This window comes from Mycolicibacterium agri (assembly GCF_002553505.1).
GTDB classification, from domain to species: domain Bacteria; phylum Actinomycetota; class Actinomycetes; order Mycobacteriales; family Mycobacteriaceae; genus Mycobacterium; species Mycobacterium agri.
Genome location: NZ_PDCP01000016.1, coordinates 74,802 through 96,624, shown reverse-complemented (window position 1 = coordinate 96,624; position 21,823 = coordinate 74,802). Strand labels below are relative to the sequence as shown.

The 21,823-nt window shown below is 66.5% G+C and carries 22 protein-coding genes and 1 pseudogene; 6 read left to right on the top strand and 17 right to left on the bottom strand.

The features are described from left to right. Positions 1-2: 2 nt before the first annotated feature. The gene (locus tag CQY20_RS11460; protein ID WP_097940191.1) at positions 3-662 is read left to right on the top strand and encodes an O-methyltransferase; all 660 of its coding nucleotides are present in this window, start codon (positions 3-5) and stop codon (positions 660-662) included. Positions 663-1,019: 357 nt separating this feature from the next. On the opposite strand, the gene CQY20_RS11455 is transcribed toward CQY20_RS11460, so the two are convergent. Beyond that, on the bottom strand, positions 1,020-1,793 hold the full coding sequence (locus CQY20_RS11455; protein ID WP_097940190.1) for an amino acid ABC transporter ATP-binding protein: 774 nt from the start codon (positions 1,791-1,793) through the stop codon (positions 1,020-1,022). Continuing rightward, positions 1,790-3,226 (bottom strand): ABC transporter permease subunit, encoded by a 1,437-nt coding sequence (locus CQY20_RS11450; RefSeq protein WP_097940223.1) that lies wholly within the window; start codon positions 3,224-3,226, stop codon positions 1,790-1,792. Before CQY20_RS11450 ends, CQY20_RS11455 begins: the two co-directional genes overlap by 4 nt. Before the next feature lie 109 nt (positions 3,227-3,335). Between CQY20_RS11450 and CQY20_RS11445 the strand changes: the two are divergent. Further along, positions 3,336-3,557: pseudogene (locus tag CQY20_RS11445) on the top strand (acetyl-CoA hydrolase/transferase family protein); the annotation flags it as partial. Positions 3,558-3,647: 90 nt separating this feature from the next. Here the strand turns inward: CQY20_RS11445 and CQY20_RS11440 are convergent. From CQY20_RS11440 to CQY20_RS11385, 12 genes are all read right to left on the bottom strand, one after another. After that, positions 3,648-4,502, bottom strand: a complete 855-nt coding sequence (locus CQY20_RS11440; RefSeq protein ID WP_234816206.1) for a hypothetical protein — start codon at positions 4,500-4,502, stop codon at positions 3,648-3,650. A 380-nt stretch (positions 4,503-4,882) separates the two neighbouring features. Then, positions 4,883-5,764 (bottom strand): tRNA glutamyl-Q(34) synthetase GluQRS, encoded by an 882-nt coding sequence (gene gluQRS, locus CQY20_RS11435; protein WP_097940188.1) that lies wholly within the window; start codon positions 5,762-5,764, stop codon positions 4,883-4,885. 6 nt (positions 5,765-5,770) lie between these two features. Further along, complete coding sequence (locus CQY20_RS11430) at positions 5,771-6,553, bottom strand: GntR family transcriptional regulator (RefSeq protein ID WP_097940187.1); 783 nt, start codon at positions 6,551-6,553, stop codon at positions 5,771-5,773. A 39-nt stretch (positions 6,554-6,592) separates the two neighbouring features. Further along, a complete protein-coding gene (gene fabG / locus CQY20_RS11425; protein ID WP_097940222.1) occupies positions 6,593-7,372 on the bottom strand; it encodes a 3-oxoacyl-ACP reductase FabG in 780 nt (259 codons plus the stop codon). A gap of 15 nt (positions 7,373-7,387) precedes the next feature. After that, positions 7,388-8,389, bottom strand: coding sequence for a phosphotransferase enzyme family protein (locus CQY20_RS11420; protein ID WP_097940186.1), 1,002 nt, complete (start codon positions 8,387-8,389; stop codon positions 7,388-7,390). Then, entirely contained in the window at positions 8,389-9,039 is a 651-nt protein-coding gene (locus CQY20_RS11415; RefSeq protein WP_097940185.1) for a microcompartment protein, read from the bottom strand. Before CQY20_RS11415 ends, CQY20_RS11420 begins: the two co-directional genes overlap by 1 nt. Before the next feature lie 13 nt (positions 9,040-9,052). Then, positions 9,053-9,334 (bottom strand): BMC domain-containing protein, encoded by a 282-nt coding sequence (locus CQY20_RS11410; RefSeq protein ID WP_097940184.1) that lies wholly within the window; start codon positions 9,332-9,334, stop codon positions 9,053-9,055. A 50-nt stretch (positions 9,335-9,384) separates the two neighbouring features. Continuing rightward, positions 9,385-9,636: a EutN/CcmL family microcompartment protein gene (locus CQY20_RS11405; RefSeq protein ID WP_097940183.1), complete on the bottom strand. Its 252-nt coding sequence runs from the start codon at positions 9,634-9,636 to the stop codon at positions 9,385-9,387. Beyond that, the gene (locus tag CQY20_RS11400) at positions 9,633-10,112 is read right to left on the bottom strand and encodes a hypothetical protein (RefSeq protein ID WP_097940182.1); all 480 of its coding nucleotides are present in this window, start codon (positions 10,110-10,112) and stop codon (positions 9,633-9,635) included. Before CQY20_RS11400 ends, CQY20_RS11405 begins: the two co-directional genes overlap by 4 nt. Next, entirely contained in the window at positions 10,109-10,714 is a 606-nt protein-coding gene (locus tag CQY20_RS11395; protein WP_097940181.1) for a BMC domain-containing protein, read from the bottom strand. Before CQY20_RS11395 ends, CQY20_RS11400 begins: the two co-directional genes overlap by 4 nt. Positions 10,715-10,717: 3 nt before the next feature. Next, complete coding sequence (locus CQY20_RS11390) at positions 10,718-12,268, bottom strand: aldehyde dehydrogenase family protein (protein ID WP_097940180.1); 1,551 nt, start codon at positions 12,266-12,268, stop codon at positions 10,718-10,720. Next, complete coding sequence (locus tag CQY20_RS11385) at positions 12,265-13,545, bottom strand: class-III pyridoxal-phosphate-dependent aminotransferase (RefSeq protein WP_097940179.1); 1,281 nt, start codon at positions 13,543-13,545, stop codon at positions 12,265-12,267. The genes CQY20_RS11390 and CQY20_RS11385 overlap by 4 nt, the downstream gene beginning before the upstream one ends. 204 nt (positions 13,546-13,749) lie before the next feature. Between CQY20_RS11385 and CQY20_RS11380 the strand changes: the two genes are divergently transcribed. The 4 genes from CQY20_RS11380 to CQY20_RS11365 all read left to right on the top strand — a co-directional run bounded on the left by CQY20_RS11380 (position 13,750) and on the right by CQY20_RS11365 (position 19,613). After that, the gene (locus CQY20_RS11380; RefSeq protein ID WP_097940178.1) at positions 13,750-15,288 is read left to right on the top strand and encodes an APC family permease; all 1,539 of its coding nucleotides are present in this window, start codon (positions 13,750-13,752) and stop codon (positions 15,286-15,288) included. Between the two features lie 67 nt (positions 15,289-15,355). Beyond that, positions 15,356-17,575: a propanediol/glycerol family dehydratase large subunit gene (locus CQY20_RS11375; protein ID WP_097940177.1), complete on the top strand. Its 2,220-nt coding sequence runs from the start codon at positions 15,356-15,358 to the stop codon at positions 17,573-17,575. Continuing rightward, a complete protein-coding gene (locus tag CQY20_RS11370; protein ID WP_097940176.1) occupies positions 17,572-17,907 on the top strand; it encodes a diol dehydratase small subunit in 336 nt (111 codons plus the stop codon). Before CQY20_RS11375 ends, CQY20_RS11370 begins: the two co-directional genes overlap by 4 nt. Then, positions 17,904-19,613, top strand: coding sequence for a diol dehydratase reactivase ATPase-like domain-containing protein (locus CQY20_RS11365; protein ID WP_097940221.1), 1,710 nt, complete (start codon positions 17,904-17,906; stop codon positions 19,611-19,613). The genes CQY20_RS11370 and CQY20_RS11365 overlap by 4 nt, the downstream gene beginning before the upstream one ends. Positions 19,614-19,631: 18 nt before the next feature. Here CQY20_RS11365 and CQY20_RS11360 read toward each other — a convergent pair whose 3' ends face one another. The 3 genes from CQY20_RS11360 to CQY20_RS11350 are packed head-to-tail and all read right to left on the bottom strand — an operon-like array spanning position 19,632 to position 21,792. Further along, the gene (locus tag CQY20_RS11360; protein WP_097940175.1) at positions 19,632-19,997 is read right to left on the bottom strand and encodes a hypothetical protein; all 366 of its coding nucleotides are present in this window, start codon (positions 19,995-19,997) and stop codon (positions 19,632-19,634) included. Between the two features lie 17 nt (positions 19,998-20,014). Then, positions 20,015-20,656 carry an MBL fold metallo-hydrolase gene (locus CQY20_RS11355; RefSeq protein WP_097940174.1) on the bottom strand — a complete coding sequence of 214 codons (642 nt, stop codon included), beginning with the start codon at positions 20,654-20,656 and terminating at the stop codon, positions 20,015-20,017. A gap of 47 nt (positions 20,657-20,703) precedes the next feature. Then, a complete protein-coding gene (locus CQY20_RS11350) occupies positions 20,704-21,792 on the bottom strand; it encodes an ATP-dependent DNA ligase (RefSeq protein ID WP_097940173.1) in 1,089 nt (362 codons plus the stop codon). Positions 21,793-21,823: the final 31 nt, after the last annotated feature.

The following is a 21,823-nucleotide window of genomic DNA, read 5'->3' as shown; positions in this document are numbered from 1 at the left end:
GTATGACGTGCACCCTGCTTGATCCGCGTGTCGCGGCCACCCTCGACCGGATGTTCACCGAGGCCGACAGGCAACTGCCCCTTCTTGGCGAGATGATGAGCCGCGACGCAGTACCCGCGGAGGCCGATGCCCAGGCCCGCGCCGATGCCTTGAGCGAGTTCTACCTACCCGTCACACCGGAGGCCGGCCGTCTGCTCTACTCGTTGGTGCGATCGTCGCGCCCCGACACCGTCGTGGAATTCGGTATGTCGCTTGGCATTTCGGCGATACATCTGGCTTCGGCGGTCCGCGACAACGGCGTCGGCCGGGTGATCACCACCGAGTTGAACGCCGACAAGGTCGCAGCCGCCACCCGCAACTTCGCCGATGCCGGACTCGACGACGTGATCACCGTGCTGCATGGCGACGCGCTGCAGACCCTCGCGGAGGTGGACGGGCCGATAGGGTTCGTGTTGCTCGACGGCTGGAAGGACCTCTACCGCAAGGTGCTGGAGCTTCTCGAGCCGCGGCTCGCGCCCGGCGCGTTGGTCGTCGCCGACAACACGAGCATGCCTGGGCTGCAGGATTATCTGGACTACGTGCGTGACCCGTCGAATGGCTATGTCAGCGTGAGCTTTCCGGCCAGGGAATCCGACACGATGGAGATCTCCTGCCGGACCTGACTATCCCTCTTTGCCGCGAGCGTGCGTGTCTGCAGGCGACACGCCGAGAAACTACCGACGTTTGCGCACGCTCGCGGCTGGGAGAGTTATGGCCCCGCAAGGCAATCGACGGCTTCTGTCCATGTTCGACGGCCCTGCCCCCATCCGACGATCCTGCCCGCATCGCCGGACGCTGAGTCAACGGCCCTGCCCGCATTCGCCGAACCCTGAGTCGACGGCGCGGTCGAACTCACCGCCCCCTGAGTCGACGGCGCGGCCGCACTCGCTGACCCATCGCGAGCGTGCGTAAACTCCTGATTTCTATCGGCGTGTTGCCTGCAGACACGCACGCTCGCCAAGAAGAAAGTGGGGAATGAGCTACAGCGGGTTGAGGATTCGCTGCAGGAATTGCCGCGTACGCTCCTCCTTCGGATCGCCGATCACCTCGTCCGGCGGACCCTTCTCCAGAATGACGCCGTGATCGGTGAACAGCACCTGATCGGAAACCTGCCTGGCGAACTGGATTTCGTGCGTGACGATGACCATCGTCCACCCCTCGACGGCCAGGTCGCGGATAACCGACAGGACCTCGCCGACGAGTTCGGGGTCCAGCGCTGAGGTGGGCTCATCGAACAACACCACCTTCGGCTTGAGCGCGAGCGCCCGCGCGATGCCGACCCGCTGCTGCTGGCCGCCGGAGAGTTGATACGGGTACTGGTCGCGTTTGTCGGCGAGACCGACCTTGCTCAGCAACTCCACTGCCTCGGCCTCGACCTCGTCCTTCGGCCGCTTCTGCACGACCAGCGGCCCCTCGGTGACGTTCTCCAGCGCCGTCTTGTGCGGGAACAGATTGTGCGCCTGAAACACCATGCCGCTCTGGGCGCGGTAGCGCCGCAGCTGGTCTTTGCCGACGGGTTTGGAGAAGTCGATCCGCTCGTCGCCGATCTGGATGACGCCGGAGTCGGGCACGTCGAGCGCGTTGAGCGCGCGCAGCAGCGTCGTCTTGCCCGAGCCCGACGGCCCGATCACCGTCGTCGCGGATCCCTGCGCCACCTCGAAGGAGATGCCGCGCAGAACTTCGTTGTCGCCGAACGACTTATGGACATCCTCGACCGTGATGCGGTTCTCAGCCCGCGAGGCCTGTTCTGTCATCGCGCCACGTACCTTTCCAGTCGGTGTTCGATCCGCGCCTGCCCGAACGACAGCGCAAGGCAGATCACCCAGTAATAGACCGCCGCAGTGCCGTACAGCGCGAAGAACTCGAAGGTGGGCGCCGCGATCCGCTGCGCCTCCCGCAGCAGTTCGGTCACCAGGATCGTCGACGCCAGCGAGGTGTCCTTCACCAGAGAGATCAGCGTGTTCGACAACGGCGGCACGGCAACGCGCGCCGCCTGCGGCAACACGATGCGCTGCAGTGTCTTCGTGTAATTCATGCCGATCGTCTCGGCCGCCTCCCATTGACCCTTCGGGATGCTCAGGATTGCCGAGCGGATCACCTCGGCGGCATAACCGCCCACGTTGAGCGAGAACGCAATCACGGCCGCCGGGAACGGGTCGATCCTCACCCCCAGCTCCGGCATCGCATAGAACACGATGAAAAGCTGTACCAGCAGCGGAGTTCCGCGTATCACCGAGACGTAGAAGCGGGCGATGTTGCTGATCACCGGGTTCGACGCCAGCCTGGCGAGCGCCACGATCAGCGCGATCACCAGGCCGATCGCGAAGCTGATGATCGTCAACGGGATGGTCATCGTGATGGCCGCCTTGGCCAGCGGCCACAGACTGTCCAACACCAACTGCAAGGTCGACCGCGGCTGCTGCGGGGTCTCGGCCGCCTCCGGCGCGCCGGAGGCGTTGGCCTTCAGATACTTCTGCGAGATCGCCGCCAGCGTCCCGTCGGCCCGCAGTTCGTCGAGCGCCTTGTTGAGGTCGGGCAGCAGACCGCTGTTCTTGCGCGCCGCGAAGCCCTGCTCGCTCTTCTGGCCGACGGTTCCTGCGATCTTCACCGACTTGTCGTTGGTTTCGGCGAGATAGGCGTAGACCGCGATGCTGTCGTTGACGACCACGTCGACGCGGCCCTGGTTCAGCAGCTTGATCGCCTGGGTGAACCCCTCGACCGCCTCCACCCGTGCGCCGGCCTGACGAGCCACCTCCGACCAGTTGCTCGTCGCATTCTCGGCGGCGACCTTGCCCTTCAGATCCGCCAGTGACGTGATGGAGTTGTCGTCGGCGCGGGTGACGATCACGCCTTCCCCGACGGAGTACGGCTCGGACAGGTCGTATTTGGCTTTGCGCTCGTCGGTGATGGTCACCTGGTTGGCGACCACGTCGAAGCGGTTTGCCTCCAGCGCCGCGAATATCGAATCCCAGGGCGTTTCAACGAATTCCACGCGCACGCCGAGCTTGTCGGCGACCGCCTTGGCGACATCGATGTCGTAGCCGACAAGTTCGCCCGTCGTGGCGTCGTGGTAGCTGAACGGGGCATACACGCCTTCGGTGCCGACCCGCAGCACACCGCTTGACTTCACCGGGTTTTCGTCGCCACCGCCGCCGCAACCGGTGAGCGCCAGGGCAAGCAGCGCCATGACGGCCAGCACGGCTTTTCGAAGATAGGTCACTTTCGGACGCTAGCAAGGTAGCCGTCGAGTGCCCAAGGGTTCTGCTCACCGGCGCGGGTATATACGATCGCCCGCCATGCCAGAGCAAATGACCGCCGGGCAGGCCGTCGCGTTGCTCAACCCGAAAGACACCCTCGGAATACCGCTCGCCTCCGGCGTTCCTGCGCGCACGCCCGGCAAACGCGACGACTGGACGGACCTGCGCGTACGGCGCGCTGCTCGCGGTCGGCACGAGCTGTTCTCCCGGCCGGGCGTGCACTATCCGTCCGCCTTCTTCGGCCCGCTCGAGCGGGCCGTTGGTGTTCGGCTGAACCGACGAACTACTGCCGCCGAACGCGACGCCGACGGCCGCTCGCCCGTCGCCTAACCGGATGCCCAGCCAGATCGACTACGGCGAGTCCACATCCGTTTCCGGCGCATCCTGGCCGTCGCTGTCGTCGTCGGTCCCGCCATCGTCGTCGGTTCCGTCATCGTCGGCGGGCGGGGCATCGGCCGGCGGCGCCTCCTCGGCAGGTGGGGCAGGAGGCGCGACGCTGACGCCGCCGCCGGAGGGGCCGTTCGGATCGGGGCCTGCGCCGTGGTTCGGGTTGGTGCAGATGGTGCCCTCGCAGGGGACATAGGTGTTACTGCCGTCGGGGCTTCGCATCGCGTTGGGCCCGACGTAGGTGCCTGCCGGGCACGCCGGGTCCTGGTTGCGCGCACAGTACTCGTGAGTGAGGTTGTTTCCGGTCGACCCGTCTGCGCCCATCGGTCCGCCGTTGATCGGCTGGCCGTCAGGCCCCCACGTTCCGGGCGGGTCGCCTGCGCCGTGGTTGGGATTGGTGCAGATCGTGCCCTCGCACACGACATAGGTGTTGCTGCCGTCAGGATTTCGGATGGCGTCGGGTCCGACGTAGCTACCTGCCGGGCACGCCGGATCCTGGTTGCGGGCGCAATACTCCTGGGTGAGGTTGTTTCCGGTCGACCCGTCGGCCCCGACCGGTCCGCCGTTGACCGGCTTACCCGAGGCGTCCCAGTGCCCGCCGCCGCGCTGCACGGACACGAACGGCCCCACGTAGCTGCCCTTCGGGCAGGCCGGATCCGAATTGTGTGCGCAATACTGCTGATTCGCCGTCTTGACGATCGACGCCGACGTCGACGGCGGCGAGGACGGCGACGAAGCCGTTGTTTCGCTATCAGATCCGCAGCCCGCGACCAACAGCATCGCGGCGAAACCTGCCAGCACAATGAGTATTCGGCGCATCATCAACACAAATCCCCCGTCCCTACGTGCGCGCAGTTGCGCAGCCATTTCGTAGCGCCCGGCACAACGCAACGCAGCCGCCGCGTTGGCTAACCTGCGGAGATCGCTGCCGCTATCAAGCTTTCGAAATTTTCACGAACAGTTCGCATCTCGGCAAACATCACCGGTAGCAAGCTCCGCGTCAATGTACGAAAGCGCAAAGCACAGTCAGGCGAACGACTTTCGTTGCGTGCACCGTCGGCTGCCACTTTCACTATTGTCAGAGGGCCTAGAGAATGTCAACAGCAAACGGCCGTGTGTTGCTGCGTAATTCAGGCGGCCGGCTGGCGCACGACGGCCAATCCGATCGAAATTTGCGCTACCGCAGAGAAATTCCGCTGTCACGAATCGGGGCGATACACCCAGGGATGGCGCGGCAGTCTGTCCGCGTCGAATTCGTCGAGCATTCCCTCCAGCGTGGTGGCGCGGAAGCCGAGCGATTCGGCGATCTGCTCGAGGGCGCGCGGCATGCCGATCTCGGCCAGCGTCACCGCACCGTCACGCTTGGCCAGCCGGGCACCGTCCTCGTTGAGCACCAACGCGACATGCGCGTAAACCGGCTCGGGGTGTCCCAGCAGCCGGGCCAGGTAGGCCTGCCGGGGCGAAGACGCCAGCAGGTCGTCGCCGCGGACCACTTGGTCGATGCCCTGGGCCGCGTCGTCCACGACGACCGCGAGGTTGTAGGCGGCCACCCCGTCGCCGCGCCGCACGACGAAGTCGTCGACGATGCCGGTGTATTCGCCGTGCAGCACGTCGTGCACGGTGTAGGTGATGACGTCGGTGCGCAGCCGTAGCGCCGGCGGCCTGCCGGTCTCCTCGCCACGCGCGGCGCGCGCGGCGTCGGTGAGGTCGCGGCAGGTGCCCGGATAAGCCCCCTGCGGGGCGTGCGGAGCGCGCGGTGCCTGTTGAATATCCCTTCTGCTGCAATAGCATTCGTAGAGTAACCCGCGGTCGGCAAGTTCGGCGACCACGTCGTGGTAGCGCTGCGGATGGGCGGTCTGCCACTGCGCGGGCTCATCCCAGGTCAGCCCGATCGCGGCGAGGTCGTCGAGCTGGCGGGCGGCGATGTCGGCGTGTGTGCGGTCGTCGAGATCGTCGACGCGCATCAAGAACCGCCTGCCGGTGGAGCGGGCGAACAGCCACGCCAGCACGGCCGTTCGCAGGTTTCCGATATGCAGGTCGGCCGACGGACTCGGCGCGAACCTGCCTGCGCCGGTTGCCATCAACGGTCAGCTCGCCTTGGTCTCGACTTCTTGCTTCTGCAGCGAGACCGAAGCGGTGTCGGCCGACTGGATGCCCACGCCGTGGCCTTCCACGCTGACCGCGAGGCGGGTGCGGTCGCCGCGGAACAGGTCGCGGGAGAACTCGCACGGCTGCCCGTGCTGGTCGTAGGTGATCCGAGTGATCAGCAGCAGGGCGGCCTTGGGTTTGATCCCGAGCAGCGACGCCTCGGCCGGGGTGGCGTTCACCGCCTCGATGCGCTCTTCGGCGCGAGCAGGCACGAGACCGTACTGCTTCTCCAGCATTTCGTAGAGCGATCCGCCGAGTTGTTGTTCGAGCAGTCCGGGAAACGCCTCGGCGGGAAACTGCGCAAGCTCCAACGAGATGGGCGACCCGTCGGCCAGCCGGACGCGCTGTACCTCGACGACGTAGTCGTTCGCCCCGATCTGAAGCGCCTTCTGCGTGACGCGCTCAGGCGCGGTGATCCTTGTCGAGATCACCCGCGTCCCCGCGACGTAACCCTGGTTGGCCAGGAACGCGGGCACGCCGACGACCGCGTCGGACACGCTGCGCTGCACTTGAGCGTGGCTGATGAAAATGCCGCCCGCCCGGCCGATCACACGATGGACGAGGCCGGCTTCCTCCAGCGCCGCCAGCACCTGGCGCAGGCTGGATCGGCTGGTGCCGTACCGCTCGGCGAGATCACGCTCGCTGCCGAGCTTGGCGCCAGGAACGCCCGCGTTGATATCCGCGACGATCCGACGCCGTAGTTCCTCAGCTGGCGTGGCCACCGGACCTCCCCGTTGAATTGGTACGGCCAATTCTAGGGGTCAGGCCTCGGCCAACGCCTCGATCGACTCGGGCAGAATTTGTCCGCCGTCGACGATGAGGGTCTGACCAGTGATGTAGCCGGCCTCGTCGGTTGCGAAGAAGAGGGCAGCGTTGCCGATGTCGGCGACGCTGCCCAGCCGGCCCGCGGGGATCGCCGCGGCCATTTGGTCCATGTATTCCTGGCCCATTTCGACCAGGCCCTCGGTGACGATGTTGCCGGGCAGCACGGCGTTGATGGTGATCTGCTTGGGCGCCAACTCCATCGCCGCGGTCCGGATAAAGCCCAGCTGGGCGGCCTTACTCGCGCCGTAGTGCGACCAACCAGGATAGCCGGTGACGGGGCCGGTGATCGACGACGTGACGATCACGCGGCCGTGGCCGCTGTCGGTCAGCGCCTGCAGCGCGGCCTGAATGATGAAGACCGTCCCCTTGAAGTTCACCCCGAGCACCTGCTCGATGTCCTCGGGCGTCAGATCGCCAAGCTTGCCGGAGGGGAAGATGCCGGCGTTGGCGCAGACGATGTCGAGTCCGCCGTGGCGTTCGATGGCCGCCTCGACGGCACTACGGCAGTCCTCGGGCTTGGTCACGTCGGCGGTGACGCTGCTGACCTTGCCCGGCTTGTCGGCAAGCGCCTTGACGGTGGCGTCGAGGTCGGCCTCATTGCGCGCAACCACGACGACGTTGATGCCTGCACCGGCGAACGTCTCGGCGATTCCACGACCGATGCCCTTGCTGCCCCCGGTCACGATCGCGGTGCGACCCTCAAGCGAATTGAACATGCGCATGCCCTTCGGTCAGGCCAGACGGTGGCCGTTTGAACTGAGATAGCGCTCTGCGAGCGCACAGCTGCCCTCGGCGTACGTGATCGCCTTGGAACGGGATTCCTTGGAATGGCTGTGGGTGCCCATCCAGGCCAGCAGCATCAGCCGGCGCAGCAGCACGAACGACGCGAGCATGTCCTCGTCGGCATCGGTCATCGTGCCGCGCGTGCGGTAGCCTGCGATCCACGAGTCCTGCCATTCGGGTAGCGCGGGATCATCTTCGATGAACGACACCGCGGTGCCGAAATCGTAGAAGAACCAACCGAATCCGCAGTCGTCGAAGTCGATGACCGTGATCGTGGGGCCGTCGACGAGCAGGTTGGCCAGTCGCAAGTCGGCGTGGATCAGCCCGAACCGCTCGGGTCCCGATCCGTACTCCGCCAGCCGGTCGTGCAGCAGCTGCTGCGCGCGGCTGAGAATCTTGTGCTCCTCGGGACCCACGCCGTCGGCGTCCTCCCACCGCCCCCAGCGGGCGCTGGCGCCGAGGCTGTGCTCCCAGTCCCACGCGAAGCGGCTGAACGTCTTGGGGCGGTCCCAGCCGTGCGAGTGTTCGTGAAGCGCCGCGGTGATCTGGCCGAGTGTGTGAAAGTCCTGGACGGTCACCGTCTCCTCGTTCGGCTCTGCGCCCGGCACCATCTCGAAATGGACGACATACCTTGCTGTCCCGTCGTCGTCGACCGTCACCACGCGCTGACCGTCGGTGGCAGGCAACACCGTCGGCACGTTCAGGTCGCTGTCGCGACGCAGCGCGTCCAACCAGTCCAACTCGGACTCGATCTGGTGCGGCTCGTGATAGTTCTGCCGGTGAACCCGCAATATGGTCTTCGACCCGGTGGCGGGATCCTCGACCGCGTAGGTCGCGTTCTCGGACAGGTTGAGCAGCTGCAGCGTCGAACCTTCCGGAAGTCCATAGGCGGCCAGCGCTCGCCGGGCTACGTCGATGTCGTCGGAGATTATGCTGTTGGAGTCCGCCATCAGTGGTCGCGTCCCTCGATTCCGGCCAGCACGGCCGTGATTCGGTCTCGTGCGGCAGTCACGTCGGAAACGCTGCCGCCGATGTAGAGGCGGCCTGCCGCGCCGATCATCTGCACGTCGACGATGGTAATTCCGGGAGCCGCGCGTTCGGCCTCGTTCGCGGCGACCGCCGCGAACAGGGCGGGTGTCATCTCGTAGACCAACAGCGCCTGACCCGGAAGGATCATCGAGGCCTGCCGGTTGCGGTTGAGGATGACCGCGTGCTGATCGGTGATCCCGTCGATGATGTCGTGGTAGAGCACCCGCGGCCGGAGCTGGTCCTCGGCGCGGCTGCCGGTCCCGGCCAATATCGCCTCACCGGCGCGTTGGACGTCGGCCAGCTCTGCCGAGTGCACCTCGAGCACCCCGAACTGCCGCTCGACGTAGAGGATTCCCGGCGCCACCGCCGGCACCTCGCGTAACGCCAGGTCGATGACCCGTTCGATGGCCAGTGCCGGCGAGACCTCGACGATCAGCGCGTGCTCGCCCGCGTACGGCGGATAGCCGCGTGCCCGCGTCGGTGTTGCCAGATAGGCGGCGAACTGCTGCTGCAGGTCCTCCACCAAGAGGTAGACGCGGATGTCGGTGCGCGTCTCGGTTTTCGCTGCCATTCTGCGATGCCGGCTACTGCGCGGAAACGGCGAAGTGCGCACCCAGCTCGCTGTGCGGGCGCGGGATCACGTGCACGCTGATCAGCTCGCCGACCTGCGATGCGGTCTCTGCGCCTGCCTCCGTGGCAGCCTTCACCGCACCGACCTCGCCCGTGACGACCACGGCGACCAGCCCGTCGCCCACCTGCTGGCGGTCGGTGATGGTGACGTTGGCCGCCTTGACCATCGCGTCGGCAGCCGCGAGCGCTGCGACGTATCCCTTGGTTTCGATCATTCCAATCGCGTTGCTGGCCATGAGGTGTTCCTGCTTTCTCTCGTATTGACTTCTTCGCTCGCGGGTCGGGACTACCCGCTTGAATCGGCGTCGATGGACCCGATGATCAGGGCATCCACCGGCGGCGGTGTGCCGGTGAACCAGTTGGCCGCGACCGAGCCCTGCGCGATCAGCACGCGCTCACCCACGCCGCTGCCGAGGACGTCGAAGGCGATCATCTTCGAGCCCGTCCCGTCGGTTTCGACCTCGAGGAAGGCGCCGGGCGGTAACCCGTCGACGCGGCGGGTGGACCAGACTTGTCCGGTTACAGTCGCCGAAATCATCTGCGCTCCTTGTTGATTGTGATGCCGAGGGCGCGAGCCTTCTCTCGCGCGAGGGGGGTGAGCACCGCTCGACGTCCCAGCGTCAACGATCCGCCGGATGCGGCGATGTCGACGATGTGGCGTTCGGTGACGGCGCCGCTTTCGATGCGGTGCGCGGCCGGTTGTGACGTGGTCTGGGCACCCGCGAGCCGGAACTTGAGCCGACCGTTGCGGAGGTCGGCGCGGGTCTTCGGATTCTCGAACAGTCGCAGCAGCTGACGCACGAATGCGTCGAGGTCGTTGTCGGTGGCGATGCGGACCGTCTCCACCCGCGACTTTTCGTCTGCCTGCAACGGTCCCGTCGGCGTGAAACCGTTGAGGCTGCTGGCTTTTGGGGGTGGCGGCGTGGGAGGGGCCGCAGCGGGCGCCAACTCCGCGACCGCGTCGCGGACCACCTCGCGCACAAGCGCACGCAGTTCTGCTCCGTTGATCGTCACGTCGTGCCCCGCGCCAGAGCTTCGGCAGCGGCGGCGGCGGCCTGCCGCACATCCGCCTCGGTTCCGGACAGATACACGCGGCCGGTCGCACCGATCATCCGGTAGTCGACGACCTTGATGTCGGCGGCCTTCTCGGCCTCGTTGGTGGCAAGGATCGCATACGACGCAGGCTGCATCTCCAGCACGAACAGCGTCTCGCCCGCCAACACCATCGACCCGATCTTGTTGCGGTTGATCAGGAACGCGTGCTGCTGGTCGATGCTGGAGATGATGCGGTCGGCGAGGATCTTCGGGCGCATCGCCGAGTCGGCATCGGCACCGAGGTCCTGCAGACACGCGTCGGCGGCTGCCTTGACCGCGCCTGTCTCGCCGTGAAACTCGAGGTAGCCGAATTGCCGCTCCACGACCAGAATTCCGGCCTTCACCTCGGCGTGTTTGAGCGCGACGTCGGTGATGCCCTCGATGTCGAGGCCCGGCGCCACCTCGATGATCTGTGCGGCCACCCCGTCCCGCGGAAGCGCGCCGCGAATCCACGTGCCGAGGTAGCTCATCGTCTGCGGTTGCAGCCGATCGATGAAGATGAAGGAACGCAGTTCAGCCACGGCTCACCTCTTGATGAGTTGTGCGAGTTCTTCGGCGACGAGGCGACGCAGCTCGGCGCGCAGCGCATCGATGCTCGGCTCGGATGTGCGGGACGGAGTCGGGGCGCGTCCGTTGTGGCGCGGCAGCGGCGGGGTGTCCCACTCGTTGGACGGGCGCGGATACTCCGGCACCGGGCCCGTCGGTGACCGCCACGGCGAGACGCCTGCGAAATTCGGCATCCGCACGTCGGCGTCGCTGTTGTAGGCCACCCGGATCCAGTTCAACAAGTTGTGCGGCTGCAGGTTTTCGCCGAGCGAGCTCCTGCCGACGAAGCCGGTGCCCAGCGTCATCGACGGGGCCAGGTTCGTCTCCAGCCCGGCGCTGCCCGTGCTGTTGCCGACGTTGACCGAGACCCGCAACACCGGCACGGCGGCAGCGAAATCAGCGATGACAGAGGGGTTTTCACTGTGGATCGCCGCGGAGTGCCCCGCGCCGCCGATCCGGACGACGGCTTGCGCGGCGCGGATACCGCGTGCGGTGTCGGCGACCGTTGTCATGCCGAGCACGGGCGACAGTTTTTCGTGCGCCAGCGACTCCTCCGAGACGACCAGTCCGAACGGGGCGATCAGCACGCGCGTCTTCGGCGTGACCCGCAAGCCCGCTTGGCTCGCGATCCACGCCGCATCCCGGCCGACCACGTCGGTGTTGAGGCGCCCGAACGGAAACATGTACTCGCGCAACAGCGCAGCCTCGTCGCGGTCGAGGACATAGGCGCCGTTTCGGGTGAGTGCGGCGCGCAACTTCTCAGCGACGGACTCCTCGACGATCAGCACCGACTCGTTGGTGCACAGCACCGAGTTGTCGAACGCCTTGCTGTCGACGATGCGCTGCGCCGCGGCGTTGATGTCGGCGGTGGCGTCGACGAAGACGGGTACGTTGCCCGGCCCCACCCCGAGCGCCGGGTTCCCCGACGAGTACGCCGCCCGCACCACACCGGTCCCGCCGGTCGCCACGATGACGTCGGTGCGTTCGTCGGCCATCATCGCCTCCACCAGGGGGATGGAGGGCTCGTCGATCACCTGGATGATGCCGTCCGGCGCACCCGCGTTCACGGCGGCCTCGGCGAGCACCCGCGCCGCGTCGGCCGAACACCGCTTGGCGCGCGGATGCGGCGCCACCACCACCGCGTTGCGGGTCATCAACGACAACATCACCTTGAAGTACACGGTGGCAACCGGATTGGTGGTCGGCGTGATGGCCAGAACGACGCCCGCGGGCCGCGGGATCTCGACGATCTTGCGTGCAGCGTCGATTCGCGGAGAGACGAAATCCTCGTCGCGGTAGTACTCGACGATGCCCCGTGAGCACGCGCGGTTCTTGATGATCTTGTGCTCGACGACGCCCATCTCCGTCTCGGCGACGGCGGCTTCGGCGAACCGCTGCGCCGCCGCATAACCGGCGTCGGCCGCCGCGGTGACGATCGCCGCGACGGCGGCCTTGTCGTAGTCGGAGTACGCGCGGGCGGCCCACCTGGCGCGTTCGAGCAGGGTGCGCGCCTGCGCGGCGCTGGTCATGATGGCCTCCGTTCCCGTGCGGCCTTTTCGGCGCTGCGCACGGCGACGTCGAGTCTGTCCAGCACGTCTTCGCAGATCTCGTGGCTCAATAGAATTCCGGGTTTGAATTGCAGCACACGGGGATCCAGGGTCGAGAAGATTGCCCAGACCCCGTTTTCGTACAGTTCGCGCATCACGAACTTGGCGCCTTCTGGGTGGTCGAACTCCAGGCCGATGACGACGCCGTTCTGCCGGATCCCGACGAACCAGTCGGGGTTGTCGCTCTGGATGCGGCGCAGACCGTGTGCGAACAAGTCGGAGATGTAGTGCACCGTCGAGCGGACCTCGGGACGGCTTGAGATCTCCAGCGTCTTGATTCCGGCCACGCAACCGAGTTCGGCGCCGCCGAACGTCGAGATGTGTGCGAAGCCGTCCTCGTCGAGCCACTGGCCGGCGCGGTCGCTGAGCATCGCGGCGGTGATGGGATACATGCCGCCGGACAGTCCTTTGCCCGTCACGATGATGTCCGGTTCGATGCCGTGTTTGGTGATCGCCCACATCTCGCCGGTGCGCATCAGCCCGGTCTGCACTTCGTCGGCGATATAGAGCGAGCCGTACTTCTCCGTGAGCGCCTTGGTCGCCTCGAGATATCCCGGTGGCGGCAAGGGGAACCCGTACGTCGCCGGGATCGTCTCCATCAGCACCGCGGCCACATCGCTCGCCGACAGCACCCGCTCCATGGCGTCGATGTCGCCGAACGGCACCTGAACGAATTCGTCGGGCCGGTCGGAGAGGAAGATCTTGGCGAATCGGTCGTCGCCCGAGGCCACCGCGAGGCCGGTATGGCCGTGGTAGGCCTTCACGATCGAGACGATCTTGCGGCTTTTGGTGGCGTGGCGTGCACTCTTGATCGCGATGTCGATCGCCTCGCCGCCGCCGGTTCCGTAGGCCACCTTGGTGATCGAGGCGGGCGCCGACTCGACGAGCCGCTGCGCCAGTGCAGTGCGCGCCACCGACGGGAAGTGGTGGTTTCCGATGTCGAAGTACTCGGTGGCCTCGTTGACCGCTTGCACGACTTCGGGATTGCGGTGGCCGAGGCTGTACGTGCCGCCATTGAGATGCATGTCGATCAGGCGTCTGCCGGACATGTCCCACAGGTAGTAGTCCTGGCGGCGGTCGATGACAAGGTCGACACCTTCGTCGATCCAGAACTGGGTCTTGCCCGGGTTCCAGAACGTCTTCGACTGCTCCAGCACCTCGGCCTTGGAGTCAAACGAGAACGTGCCGTAGTCGTACATGCGGCTCCTCCGCGGAGTTGAGGGCAGTCCTCACCATAAAAAGGGTGGACCATTTGTGTCAATGGCCCTCAATGGTCCACATATGTAGCGACGAGTTCGCTGGAATCTCTTGCGGGGAGTCATTTGGTAGTGCCAAACTCCTAGGGGCCACGCAGTGGTGTACGCCACACTCGATTTCCTTCGACCGCTCGGAGGCACCCGGCAATGACCGAAAAAGTCATCAAACGCGACGATAACAAGCCCAAGAACGACGTCGATCGACTGAAACCGAACGCCGTCGGCATCGTCGGCGTGATGTTCATGGCGGTGGCTACCGCCGCCCCCATCACCGCAATGGTCGGCAATGTTCCGATCGCGGTCGGCTTCGGAAATGGTTCATTTGCGCCGGCCGGCTACGCCGTCGCGACCATCGTCCTGACGCTGTTCGCCATCGGCTACGCCACGATGGCCAAGCACCTCACCGCGACCGGCGCGTTCTACGGGTACATCGCCCACGGCCTCGGCCGCATCATGGGAATGGCCAGTGGCGCGATCATCACGATGGCTTACGTGGTCTTCGAGGCCTCGCTGCTCGGCATCTTCGCGTTCTTCTCCCAAACCCTGCTTGAGACGTTCTTCGGCTTCCACGTGCACTGGGTCGTGCCCGCACTGGCCATGTTGATCGTGAACTCGGTGCTGGCGTACTACGACGTCAACATCGCCGCCAAGGTTCTCGGCGTTTTCCTGATCACCGAGGTCGTGATGTTGTCGCTCGGCGCGTTCGCCGTCCTGATCCACGGCGGCGGGCCCAACGGCTTCGAGGTCAGCAAGACGCTGAACTTGGCGGGCGCGTTCTCACCGGCGGCCGGAATCGTCGGCGCCAGCGCCGGACTCGGCCTGTTCTTCGCGTTCTGGTCGTGGGTCGGGTTCGAGTCGACCGCCATGTACGGCGAGGAGTCGCGCAACCCGAAGAAGATCATTCCCATTGCGACCATCGCGAGCGTCCTCGGCATCGGCCTGTTCTACGTGTTCATCTCCTGGATGGCGATCGCGGGCACCGGCACCGAGAACGCCATCCAACTCGCGCAAGACGCCGACACCGCAGGCGACATCTTCTTCGGCCCGGTTCGCCAGTACTACGGCGAATGGGCGGTGTCGATGTTCAACATCCTGCTGTGCACGGGCTCCTTCGCCTGCGGCATGGCTTTCCACAACTGTGCATCGCGCTACATCTATGCCCTTGGCCGCGAGGGTCTTTCGAGGACACTGCAGCGCACCATCGGCCGGACCCACCCGACGCACGGCTCGCCGCACATCGCCTCGATGGTGCAGAGCGGCATCGCGCTGGTGCTGGTGCTGTCTTTCCTCGCCGCGGGAATGGATCCGTACCTGCACATGTACACGCTGCTGGCGATCCTCGGCACCATGGCGATCTTGATCGTGCAGTCGCTGTGTGCGTTCGCGGTCGTCAGCTACTTCCACATCCGGGGCCACAACGAGGAAAGCAGGCACTGGTTCAAGACGCTGGTCGCACCGCTGCTCGGCGGCCTCGGCATGCTCTACGTCGTCAGCCTGCTGTTCCAACACAGGGAGGAAGCCGCGGGTGCGGCGGCGGGCACCATACTGTTCAAGGCCACGCCGTGGATCGTCGTCGGATTGTTCGTCCTGGGTGGCGCGATTGCTCTCTACTTCAAGTACCGTGACCCGGTGCGTTACGAGTTGATCGGCCGCATCGTCTACGACGAGACCGAAGAACGAACCTAGGAGTGCCGTCAGTTCAGTGAGCGAAGGAGATCGCGACTCCACAGCCGATGCGGGGGCGCTTGGACGGATGCGCGTGCTCGACGGAAAACCCGTCAACCTGGACGGGTTTTCCGTTCCGAACCCCCAGCTCGGGCTGGTCGCAATGGCCAGCCCGCACGACCCGGAACCGTCGCTGGCGGTGCGCGACGGCGTGGTAGTGGAGTTGGACGGCAAGCCCGTCAAGGACTTCGACGTCATTGACGAGTTCATCGCCCGCTACGGCCTGGATCTCGACGCCGCACAGGAGGCCATGGCGCTCGACGACGCGACATTGGCCCGGATGACGGTCGACCTCAACGTGCCGCGCGCCGAGGTCGTGCGGCTGATCGGCGGCACCACGCCGGCCAAGCTGGCACGCGTCGTCGCGATGCTCAGCCCTGTCGAGATGCAGATGGCGATGAGCAAGATGCGCGCCAGGAGGACACCGAGCAATCAGGCGCACGTCACCAACCAACTCGACGATCCCCTGCTGATCGCCGCAGACGCCGCCAGCGCGGTCGCATACGGGTTCCGGGAGGTCGAGACCACGGTGCCGGTGCTCGGCGACGCGCCGTCCAACGCAGTCGCGCTGCTGATCGGCAGCCAGGTCGGAGTTCACGGCGCGATGGCGCAGTGCTCGATCGAGGAGGCGCTGGAACTGCGGCTCGGCCTGCGCGGCCTGACCAGCTACGCCGAGACGATCTCGCTGTACGGCACCGAACAGGTCTTCGTCGACGGTGACGACACCCCGTTCTCGAAGGCCATCTTGACGTCCGCCTACGCGTCTCGCGGGCTGAAGATGAGGGTGACCAGCGGCGGCGGGGCCGAGGTGCTGATGGGCGAGGCCGAGAAGTGCTCGATCCTCTACCTCGAATCGCGGTGTGTGTCGCTGGCCCGCGCGCTGGGCGCACAGGGTGTGCAGAACGGCGGCATCGACGGCGTCGGCGTTGTTTCCTCGGTTCCCGAGGGCATGAAGGAACTGCTCGCCGAGAACTTGATGGTGATGTTGCGCGATCTCGAATCGTGCGCAGGCAACGACAATCTGATCTCGGAGTCCGACATCCGGCGCAGCGCCCACACGCTGCCTGTGCTGCTGGCGGGCGCGGACTTCATCTTCTCCGGCTTCGGGTCGATTCCGCGCTACGACAACGCCTTCGCCCTGTCCAACTTCAACTCCGACGACATGGACGATTACCTTGTGCTGCAACGGGACTGGGCGGCCGACGGAGGACTGCGCACGGTTTCGGCCGAGCACCTGGCGCAGGTGCGCAGGCGTGCGGCGACCGCGGTGCAGGCCGTCTACCGCGATCTCGGCCTTGCCGACTACGACGACGACCGCGTCGACGAGGTGGTGCGGGCCAACGGGTCCCGCGACCTGTCGCCGGGGCATCCGCGGATGGTCGCCGAAGCGGCGGCGGCGATCGAGGCGCGGCAACTCACAGTGTTCGACGTGATCGCGTCACTCAAGCGGACCGGATACGACGACGAAGCCGAGGCGATCATGCGGTTGACCCGCGAGCGCCTCAAGGGCGACCAGCTTCAGACGGCTGCGATCTTCGACGACCAGTTCCGGGTGCTGTCGAAAATCACCGACCCGAACGACTATTCGGGGCCGGGCACCGGATATGTGCTCAGCGATGAGCGGCGCGCCGAGATCGAGGGCATCCGCCAGCAGCGCACCGTGGCGGAACTGACCGCCGACCAGGATCAGCATCGGGGCCACCTCGAGGTCACCGAGATCGAGCAGGCGCAGCAGGGCAGCGATCCGCGCGAAGTCTGCATCGGACTATCGCCGGCGTTCGCGCGCTCCGTCTGGCTCACCCTGAGCGGCCTGACGGTCGGCGAGGCGCTGCGCCAGATCCAGGCTGGGCTCGAGGAAGAGGGCTGCGTCTCGCGACTCGTCAGGGTGCGGTCGACCATCGACGTCGGGCTGATCGGGCTGACCGCCGCTCGGCTGTCGGGATCCGGAATCGGAATAGGCCTGCAGGGCAAGGGAACTGCGGTGATCCACCGGCGTGACCTCACCCCGCTGGCCAACCTGGAGCTGTTCAGCGTGGCGCCGCAGCTGACCGCCCAGATGTACCGCGAACTCGGCAAGAACGCGGGCCGCCACGCCAAGGGTATGACGCCGGTCCCGATCCTCACCGGCGGGACCGATGAATCGATCTCGGCGCGCTACCAGGCCCGCACGGTGGCGCTCGTCGCGCTCGAACGCGAGCTCTGCGAGCCGGGCCAGCCGCCGGTGACGGTGAAGGTGACGAGGACATGACCGACGACAAGTTCACCGTGCAGGCCGCCGTGGACGGCAAGCTTTCGCTTTCCGATTTGCGGATGGACCCCGCCACATTGGCGCACCAGGCCGCGGTCGCCCAGGCGCACGGCAACCGGCAACTCGCCGAGAACTTCTTGCGCGCAGCGGAATTGACCAGCCTCGACGGCGATGAAGTCATGGCGCTGTACGAGGCGTTGCGACCACATCGGTCGACGTCGGAGGAGCTCGAGGCGCTGCGGGCATCGCTCGAGGCGCGTGGCGCCGAGCGGTGTGCGGAGTTGGTGAGGCAGGCAGCGGTCGTGTATGCCCGTCGCGGCCTGCTGCGCTGACGCCCGTGACCGTAGTCGCCGGCATCGACGTCGGGAACCACACCACCGAGATCGTCCTGGCCCGCATCGGCGGTGGCTCAGCCGAACCGCTGACACACGGCCACGCGCCCACTCGCGGACGCAAGGGATCCCGCGAATCGCTGGAGGGCGCGGCGGCGCTGCTGCACAAATTGGAGGTCGAGGCCGGCGTCACCGTCGACGAACTGCTGTTGGCGACCCTGCGCCCCGTCGACACGTCCACGGCACCGTTGCCGCCGCCAACCTCGCCGCGCTCGCCGGTGCGCAGCCTGCGTCGACCGGACGCGCGAACACCGGCAGGCGCCGGGTCCGCCGTCGGCAGGCACGTGCCGCTTAAAGACCTTGAGGGCGCTGTATCGGCCGATCCCGCAATCATTTCCGTCAACGCCGCCACCGACTTCGAAGTCGCGGCCGAAGCGCTGAAGCGCGCGATCGAACGCGGATGGAATGTGGCGGGGGTCATCGCCGAACAAGACGACGCCGTGTTGATCGCAAACCGCATCCCGATCGACATTCCCGTCGTCGACGAGGTCGACCTCGACGGCCTACAGCCGGGAGCCCTGGTCGCCATCGAAGTGGTGGCGGAAGGATCGGCCTACCGCGCGATGGCCGACCCCATCGCGCTGTCGGCGGCCCTGCAACTGGGCCACGATCGGATACGTGACGTCGCGGAGTTCACGCGCGAACTGGCCGACTCGCAGGCAATCGCGGTGACCGTGCGAACCGAACCGCCGGAAACGCCTGCGCCGGACGACGATTACGTCGACTGCCTGATCGACGGCGAGAAAGTCCGCTACACCCCGGCGCAGGCGCAGAGCGTGTTGCGGTCGCAACCACCTGGCAGCGCGCGTCGCATCCGCATCCAGGCGATCCCCGCCGCCGAAAGCGAGATCGCGGTCAACGACCTGTATTTCACCGATCTGGCATCGATCGACGACGGCACATGGCTGCGGCGAGGCATCGCCGACACCCGAGGCACCGTCGTCGCGATACTCGCCGCCGATCCCGCCGCGGACGCCGCGGCCACCCTCACCGAGTTGACCGGTCGCCCGGCGCACACCCTGACGACCGAACCCCAGGCCGCCGCCTACGGCGCGCGCAGCACGCCGGGTCTACCACCGGGTTCCGTCGTGTGCGACATCGGCGGCGGCACAATTGATTTGGTTGACGCCGAACGCACCGTCGTCGCCGCAGGCGCAGGCGAGACCATCACCGTGGCCGTTGCGAAGGTGCTCGGTATCCCGCGCGCCCTCGCCGAGCAGGTGAAGCGCTCGCCCGCGGTGCGGGTGGAAAGCCCGCACCTCGCACACGAAGAAGACGGGCGGCGCGTGTTTTTGGACCATCCGGCGCAAGCGGACGCCATCGGGCGGCTGTGCACCCGCGGATCCGCAGGCCTTGTACCGTTTTCCGGCAGGTTGGCCGCCGAGGAGTGGCGCAGCCTGCGGCTTGCGATCAAGCGCGAAACCGTCGCGGCGAACATCGCACGATGCCTGCCGGTGTTTGATCGGCCGTCGACGGCACTGCTGCTTGCGGGCGGCGGCGCGCTCGACGACGAGCTGCTGCGCACCGTGGCAGAGACGCTGCGCGGCAGCGACATGGTCGTCGGGCGGGCCAACGTCGACGGCGTGCACGGCCCACGCTTCGCCGTGGCGTCCGGTCTGGTTCACTTGTACGCCGAAGCGAACTAACGCTGCGCCCGAAGCGGACTAACGCTCCCAGGGCGCGGTGTCGCCCATCTTCTTGTAGTACTTGGCCAGGTGGTTCTTCACCCGATCGATGTCGTCTTCGGGCAGATCGATGCCGCCGCGAGCGCCGTCCATGATGGCGCCCGCCGCCATCACACCGCGGGGGACGGCTTTCAGTTTGCCGTCGACGACGTCGGCGATCAGCAGCTTGTACGCGGTGAAGTTGTCCTTCTTGTCGCTGTCGTACCAGACGTGCGCGTCGCGGTATTTCTGGTTGGGCTCGTCTTCGGCGCCTGCCCAGTCGCGGACCCGCTTCTCGGCGGCGTCGCCCTCCCACTCGCGGTCACGATCCGCCAGCGGGAGATCTTGAAATGCGGTTACAGACATGCATTCGGGGTGCCCGATCAGCGCTTCGCCAAACCGGCGGGCAGGCCCTCCAACGCCTCGTCGACGTGCTCGGCCCAACGTTCGCGCTGGATACGGTGCACGGCGGAGTCACCTTGGAATGCGCTGGAAATCACCACGTCGGGTTCGAGCGTGCGCAGCAGTCGCAGGCTGGACGCCAACGCGGCGGCGTCGCTGTGGCCGGGCAGGTAGCCCGCCCACCACGCGCCGGACTCGTTTCGGATGAGGGTGTCGCCGGTGAACAGGTAGCGTCCCTCGGCGCCGTTGACGAGATAGCACGTGCTGCCGGGGGAGTGGCCCGGCGTCGGAATGATCTCGATGCCGTTGACGTCGACATGACGGCTGCCCAGCGCCACGTCGATGTGGGAGTGCTTGCCGATCTCGGCGAGTTCGGCGGCGGGAGCGTGCAACGAGGAGTGGAAGTGGGCCGCGATTTTCGCCAGCATCGGTCCGGCTTCGTCGCGGTGCGACAGGTATTGGGCCGCGACGCCGCCGAGGCGGTCGAGTTCTGCGAAGTCGGAATCGGTTGCCACCGAATAGAACAGCGCATTGGCGCCGGTCCACAGGTAGGCGTGGGTCGTCAGCCCGGGGAAGGGTGAGTCGGTGCGGGTCTGCCAGAGGTCGGTGAGTATTTGTTCCATGCGTCGAGCCTGCAACCTCAACTGAACTTGAGGTCAAGTCCCTGTCGTCACAGTCCAGGGACTATGTCGCCGAGCTTGTATGTCACCGGCTGCTCGAGCTGCTCGTAGGTGCACGACCGTGGGTCGCGGTCGGGGCGCCACCGGTTGAATTGCGCGGTGTGGCGGAAGCGTTCGCCCTCCATGTGGTCGTAGTGCACCTCGACCACCCGTTCCGGGCGTAGCGGGACGAACGACAGGTCCTTGCCGGCGTTCCATCGCGAGCCTTCGTTGCGACGCGGCGTGCGCTCGCCTGCGAAGTGCGCGGCCCAGTTCCACGGGTGCTCGTCGAACGTGGTCACCAGCGGCTGCAGTTCGGTCAGCAGTTGCCTGCGGGTGGCCATCGGGAAGGCGCCGATGACGCCCACCGAGGCCAGCGTCCCGTCCTCCTTGTAGAGCCCGAGCAGCAGCGAGCCCACCGCATCGGCGCCGGACTTGTGCAACCGGTATCCAGCGACGACGCAGTCGGCGGTGCGTTCGTGCTTGACCTTGAACATGACCCGCTTGTCGGGCTGATAGGTGAGTGTCAGCGGTTTGGCGACGATGCCGTCGAGCCCGGCACCCTCGAACTGGTCGAACCACTGCTGCGCGGTCGCCAGATCGGTGGTGGCTGGCGTGACGTGGAACGCCGGACCCGCGTCCGCTTCTGTCTTTCTGCTCCTCGCGTCCGCTAGCGCCGCCACGAGCGCGGCCCGGCGCTCGCTGAAGGGGCGGCCGGTGTAGTCCTCGTCGCCGAGCGCGAGCAGGTCGAAGGCAATGAAGTGGGCCGGCGTCTGCTCGGCGAGCATCTGCACCCGCGAAGCGGCCGGGTGCAGCCGCAACTGCAGCGCCTCGAAGTCCAGTCGGCCCGCCGTGGCGATGACGATCTCGCCGTCGATCACGCAGCGCTGCGGCAGCTCGGCTTGCGCCGCCGCGACCAGTTCGGGGAAGTACCGCGTCATCGGGCGCTCGTTGCGGCTGCCGAGCTCCACCTCGTCGCCGTCGCGGAAACAGATCGACCGGAAACCGTCCCACTTCGGCTCGTAGAAGGCGTCGGGCGGAATGGTCGGCACCGACCGGGACAACATCGGCGACACCGGCGGCATGACGGGCAGCTGCATCGCACCATTGTCGCCGCCTTCGATGACATTG

Bases quoted from the DNA above. Each gene is read 5' to 3' on its own strand.
- CQY20_RS11375 (WP_097940177.1), top strand. From the start codon at position 15,356: ATGCGCGTGCTCGACGGAAAACCCGTCAACCTGGACGGGTTTTCCGTT.
- CQY20_RS11415 (WP_097940185.1), bottom strand. From the start codon at position 9,039: ATGGCAGCGAAAACCGAGACGCGCACCGACATCCGCGTCTACCTCTTG.
- CQY20_RS11355 (WP_097940174.1), bottom strand. From the start codon at position 20,656: ATGGAACAAATACTCACCGACCTCTGGCAGACCCGCACCGACTCACCC.
- CQY20_RS11455 (WP_097940190.1), bottom strand. From the start codon at position 1,793: ATGACAGAACAGGCCTCGCGGGCTGAGAACCGCATCACGGTCGAGGAT.
- gluQRS (WP_097940188.1), bottom strand. From the start codon at position 5,764: ATGGCAACCGGCGCAGGCAGGTTCGCGCCGAGTCCGTCGGCCGACCTG.
- CQY20_RS11440 (WP_234816206.1), bottom strand. From the start codon at position 4,502: ATGCGCCGAATACTCATTGTGCTGGCAGGTTTCGCCGCGATGCTGTTG.
- CQY20_RS11410 (WP_097940184.1), bottom strand. From the start codon at position 9,334: ATGGCCAGCAACGCGATTGGAATGATCGAAACCAAGGGATACGTCGCA.
- CQY20_RS11420 (WP_097940186.1), bottom strand. From the start codon at position 8,389: ATGGCGGACTCCAACAGCATAATCTCCGACGACATCGACGTAGCCCGG.
- CQY20_RS11385 (WP_097940179.1), bottom strand. From the start codon at position 13,545: ATGTACGACTACGGCACGTTCTCGTTTGACTCCAAGGCCGAGGTGCTG.
- CQY20_RS11360 (WP_097940175.1), bottom strand. From the start codon at position 19,997: ATGTCTGTAACCGCATTTCAAGATCTCCCGCTGGCGGATCGTGACCGC.
- CQY20_RS11460 (WP_097940191.1), top strand. From the start codon at position 3: ATGACGTGCACCCTGCTTGATCCGCGTGTCGCGGCCACCCTCGACCGG.
- CQY20_RS11405 (WP_097940183.1), bottom strand. From the start codon at position 9,636: ATGATTTCGGCGACTGTAACCGGACAAGTCTGGTCCACCCGCCGCGTC.
- CQY20_RS11390 (WP_097940180.1), bottom strand. From the start codon at position 12,268: ATGACCAGCGCCGCGCAGGCGCGCACCCTGCTCGAACGCGCCAGGTGG.
- CQY20_RS11370 (WP_097940176.1), top strand. From the start codon at position 17,572: ATGACCGACGACAAGTTCACCGTGCAGGCCGCCGTGGACGGCAAGCTT.
- CQY20_RS11380 (WP_097940178.1), top strand. From the start codon at position 13,750: ATGACCGAAAAAGTCATCAAACGCGACGATAACAAGCCCAAGAACGAC.
- fabG (WP_097940222.1), bottom strand. From the start codon at position 7,372: ATGTTCAATTCGCTTGAGGGTCGCACCGCGATCGTGACCGGGGGCAGC.
- CQY20_RS11450 (WP_097940223.1), bottom strand. From the start codon at position 3,226: ATGGCGCTGCTTGCCCTGGCGCTCACCGGTTGCGGCGGCGGTGGCGAC.
- CQY20_RS11350 (WP_097940173.1), bottom strand. From the start codon at position 21,792: ATGCAGCTGCCCGTCATGCCGCCGGTGTCGCCGATGTTGTCCCGGTCG.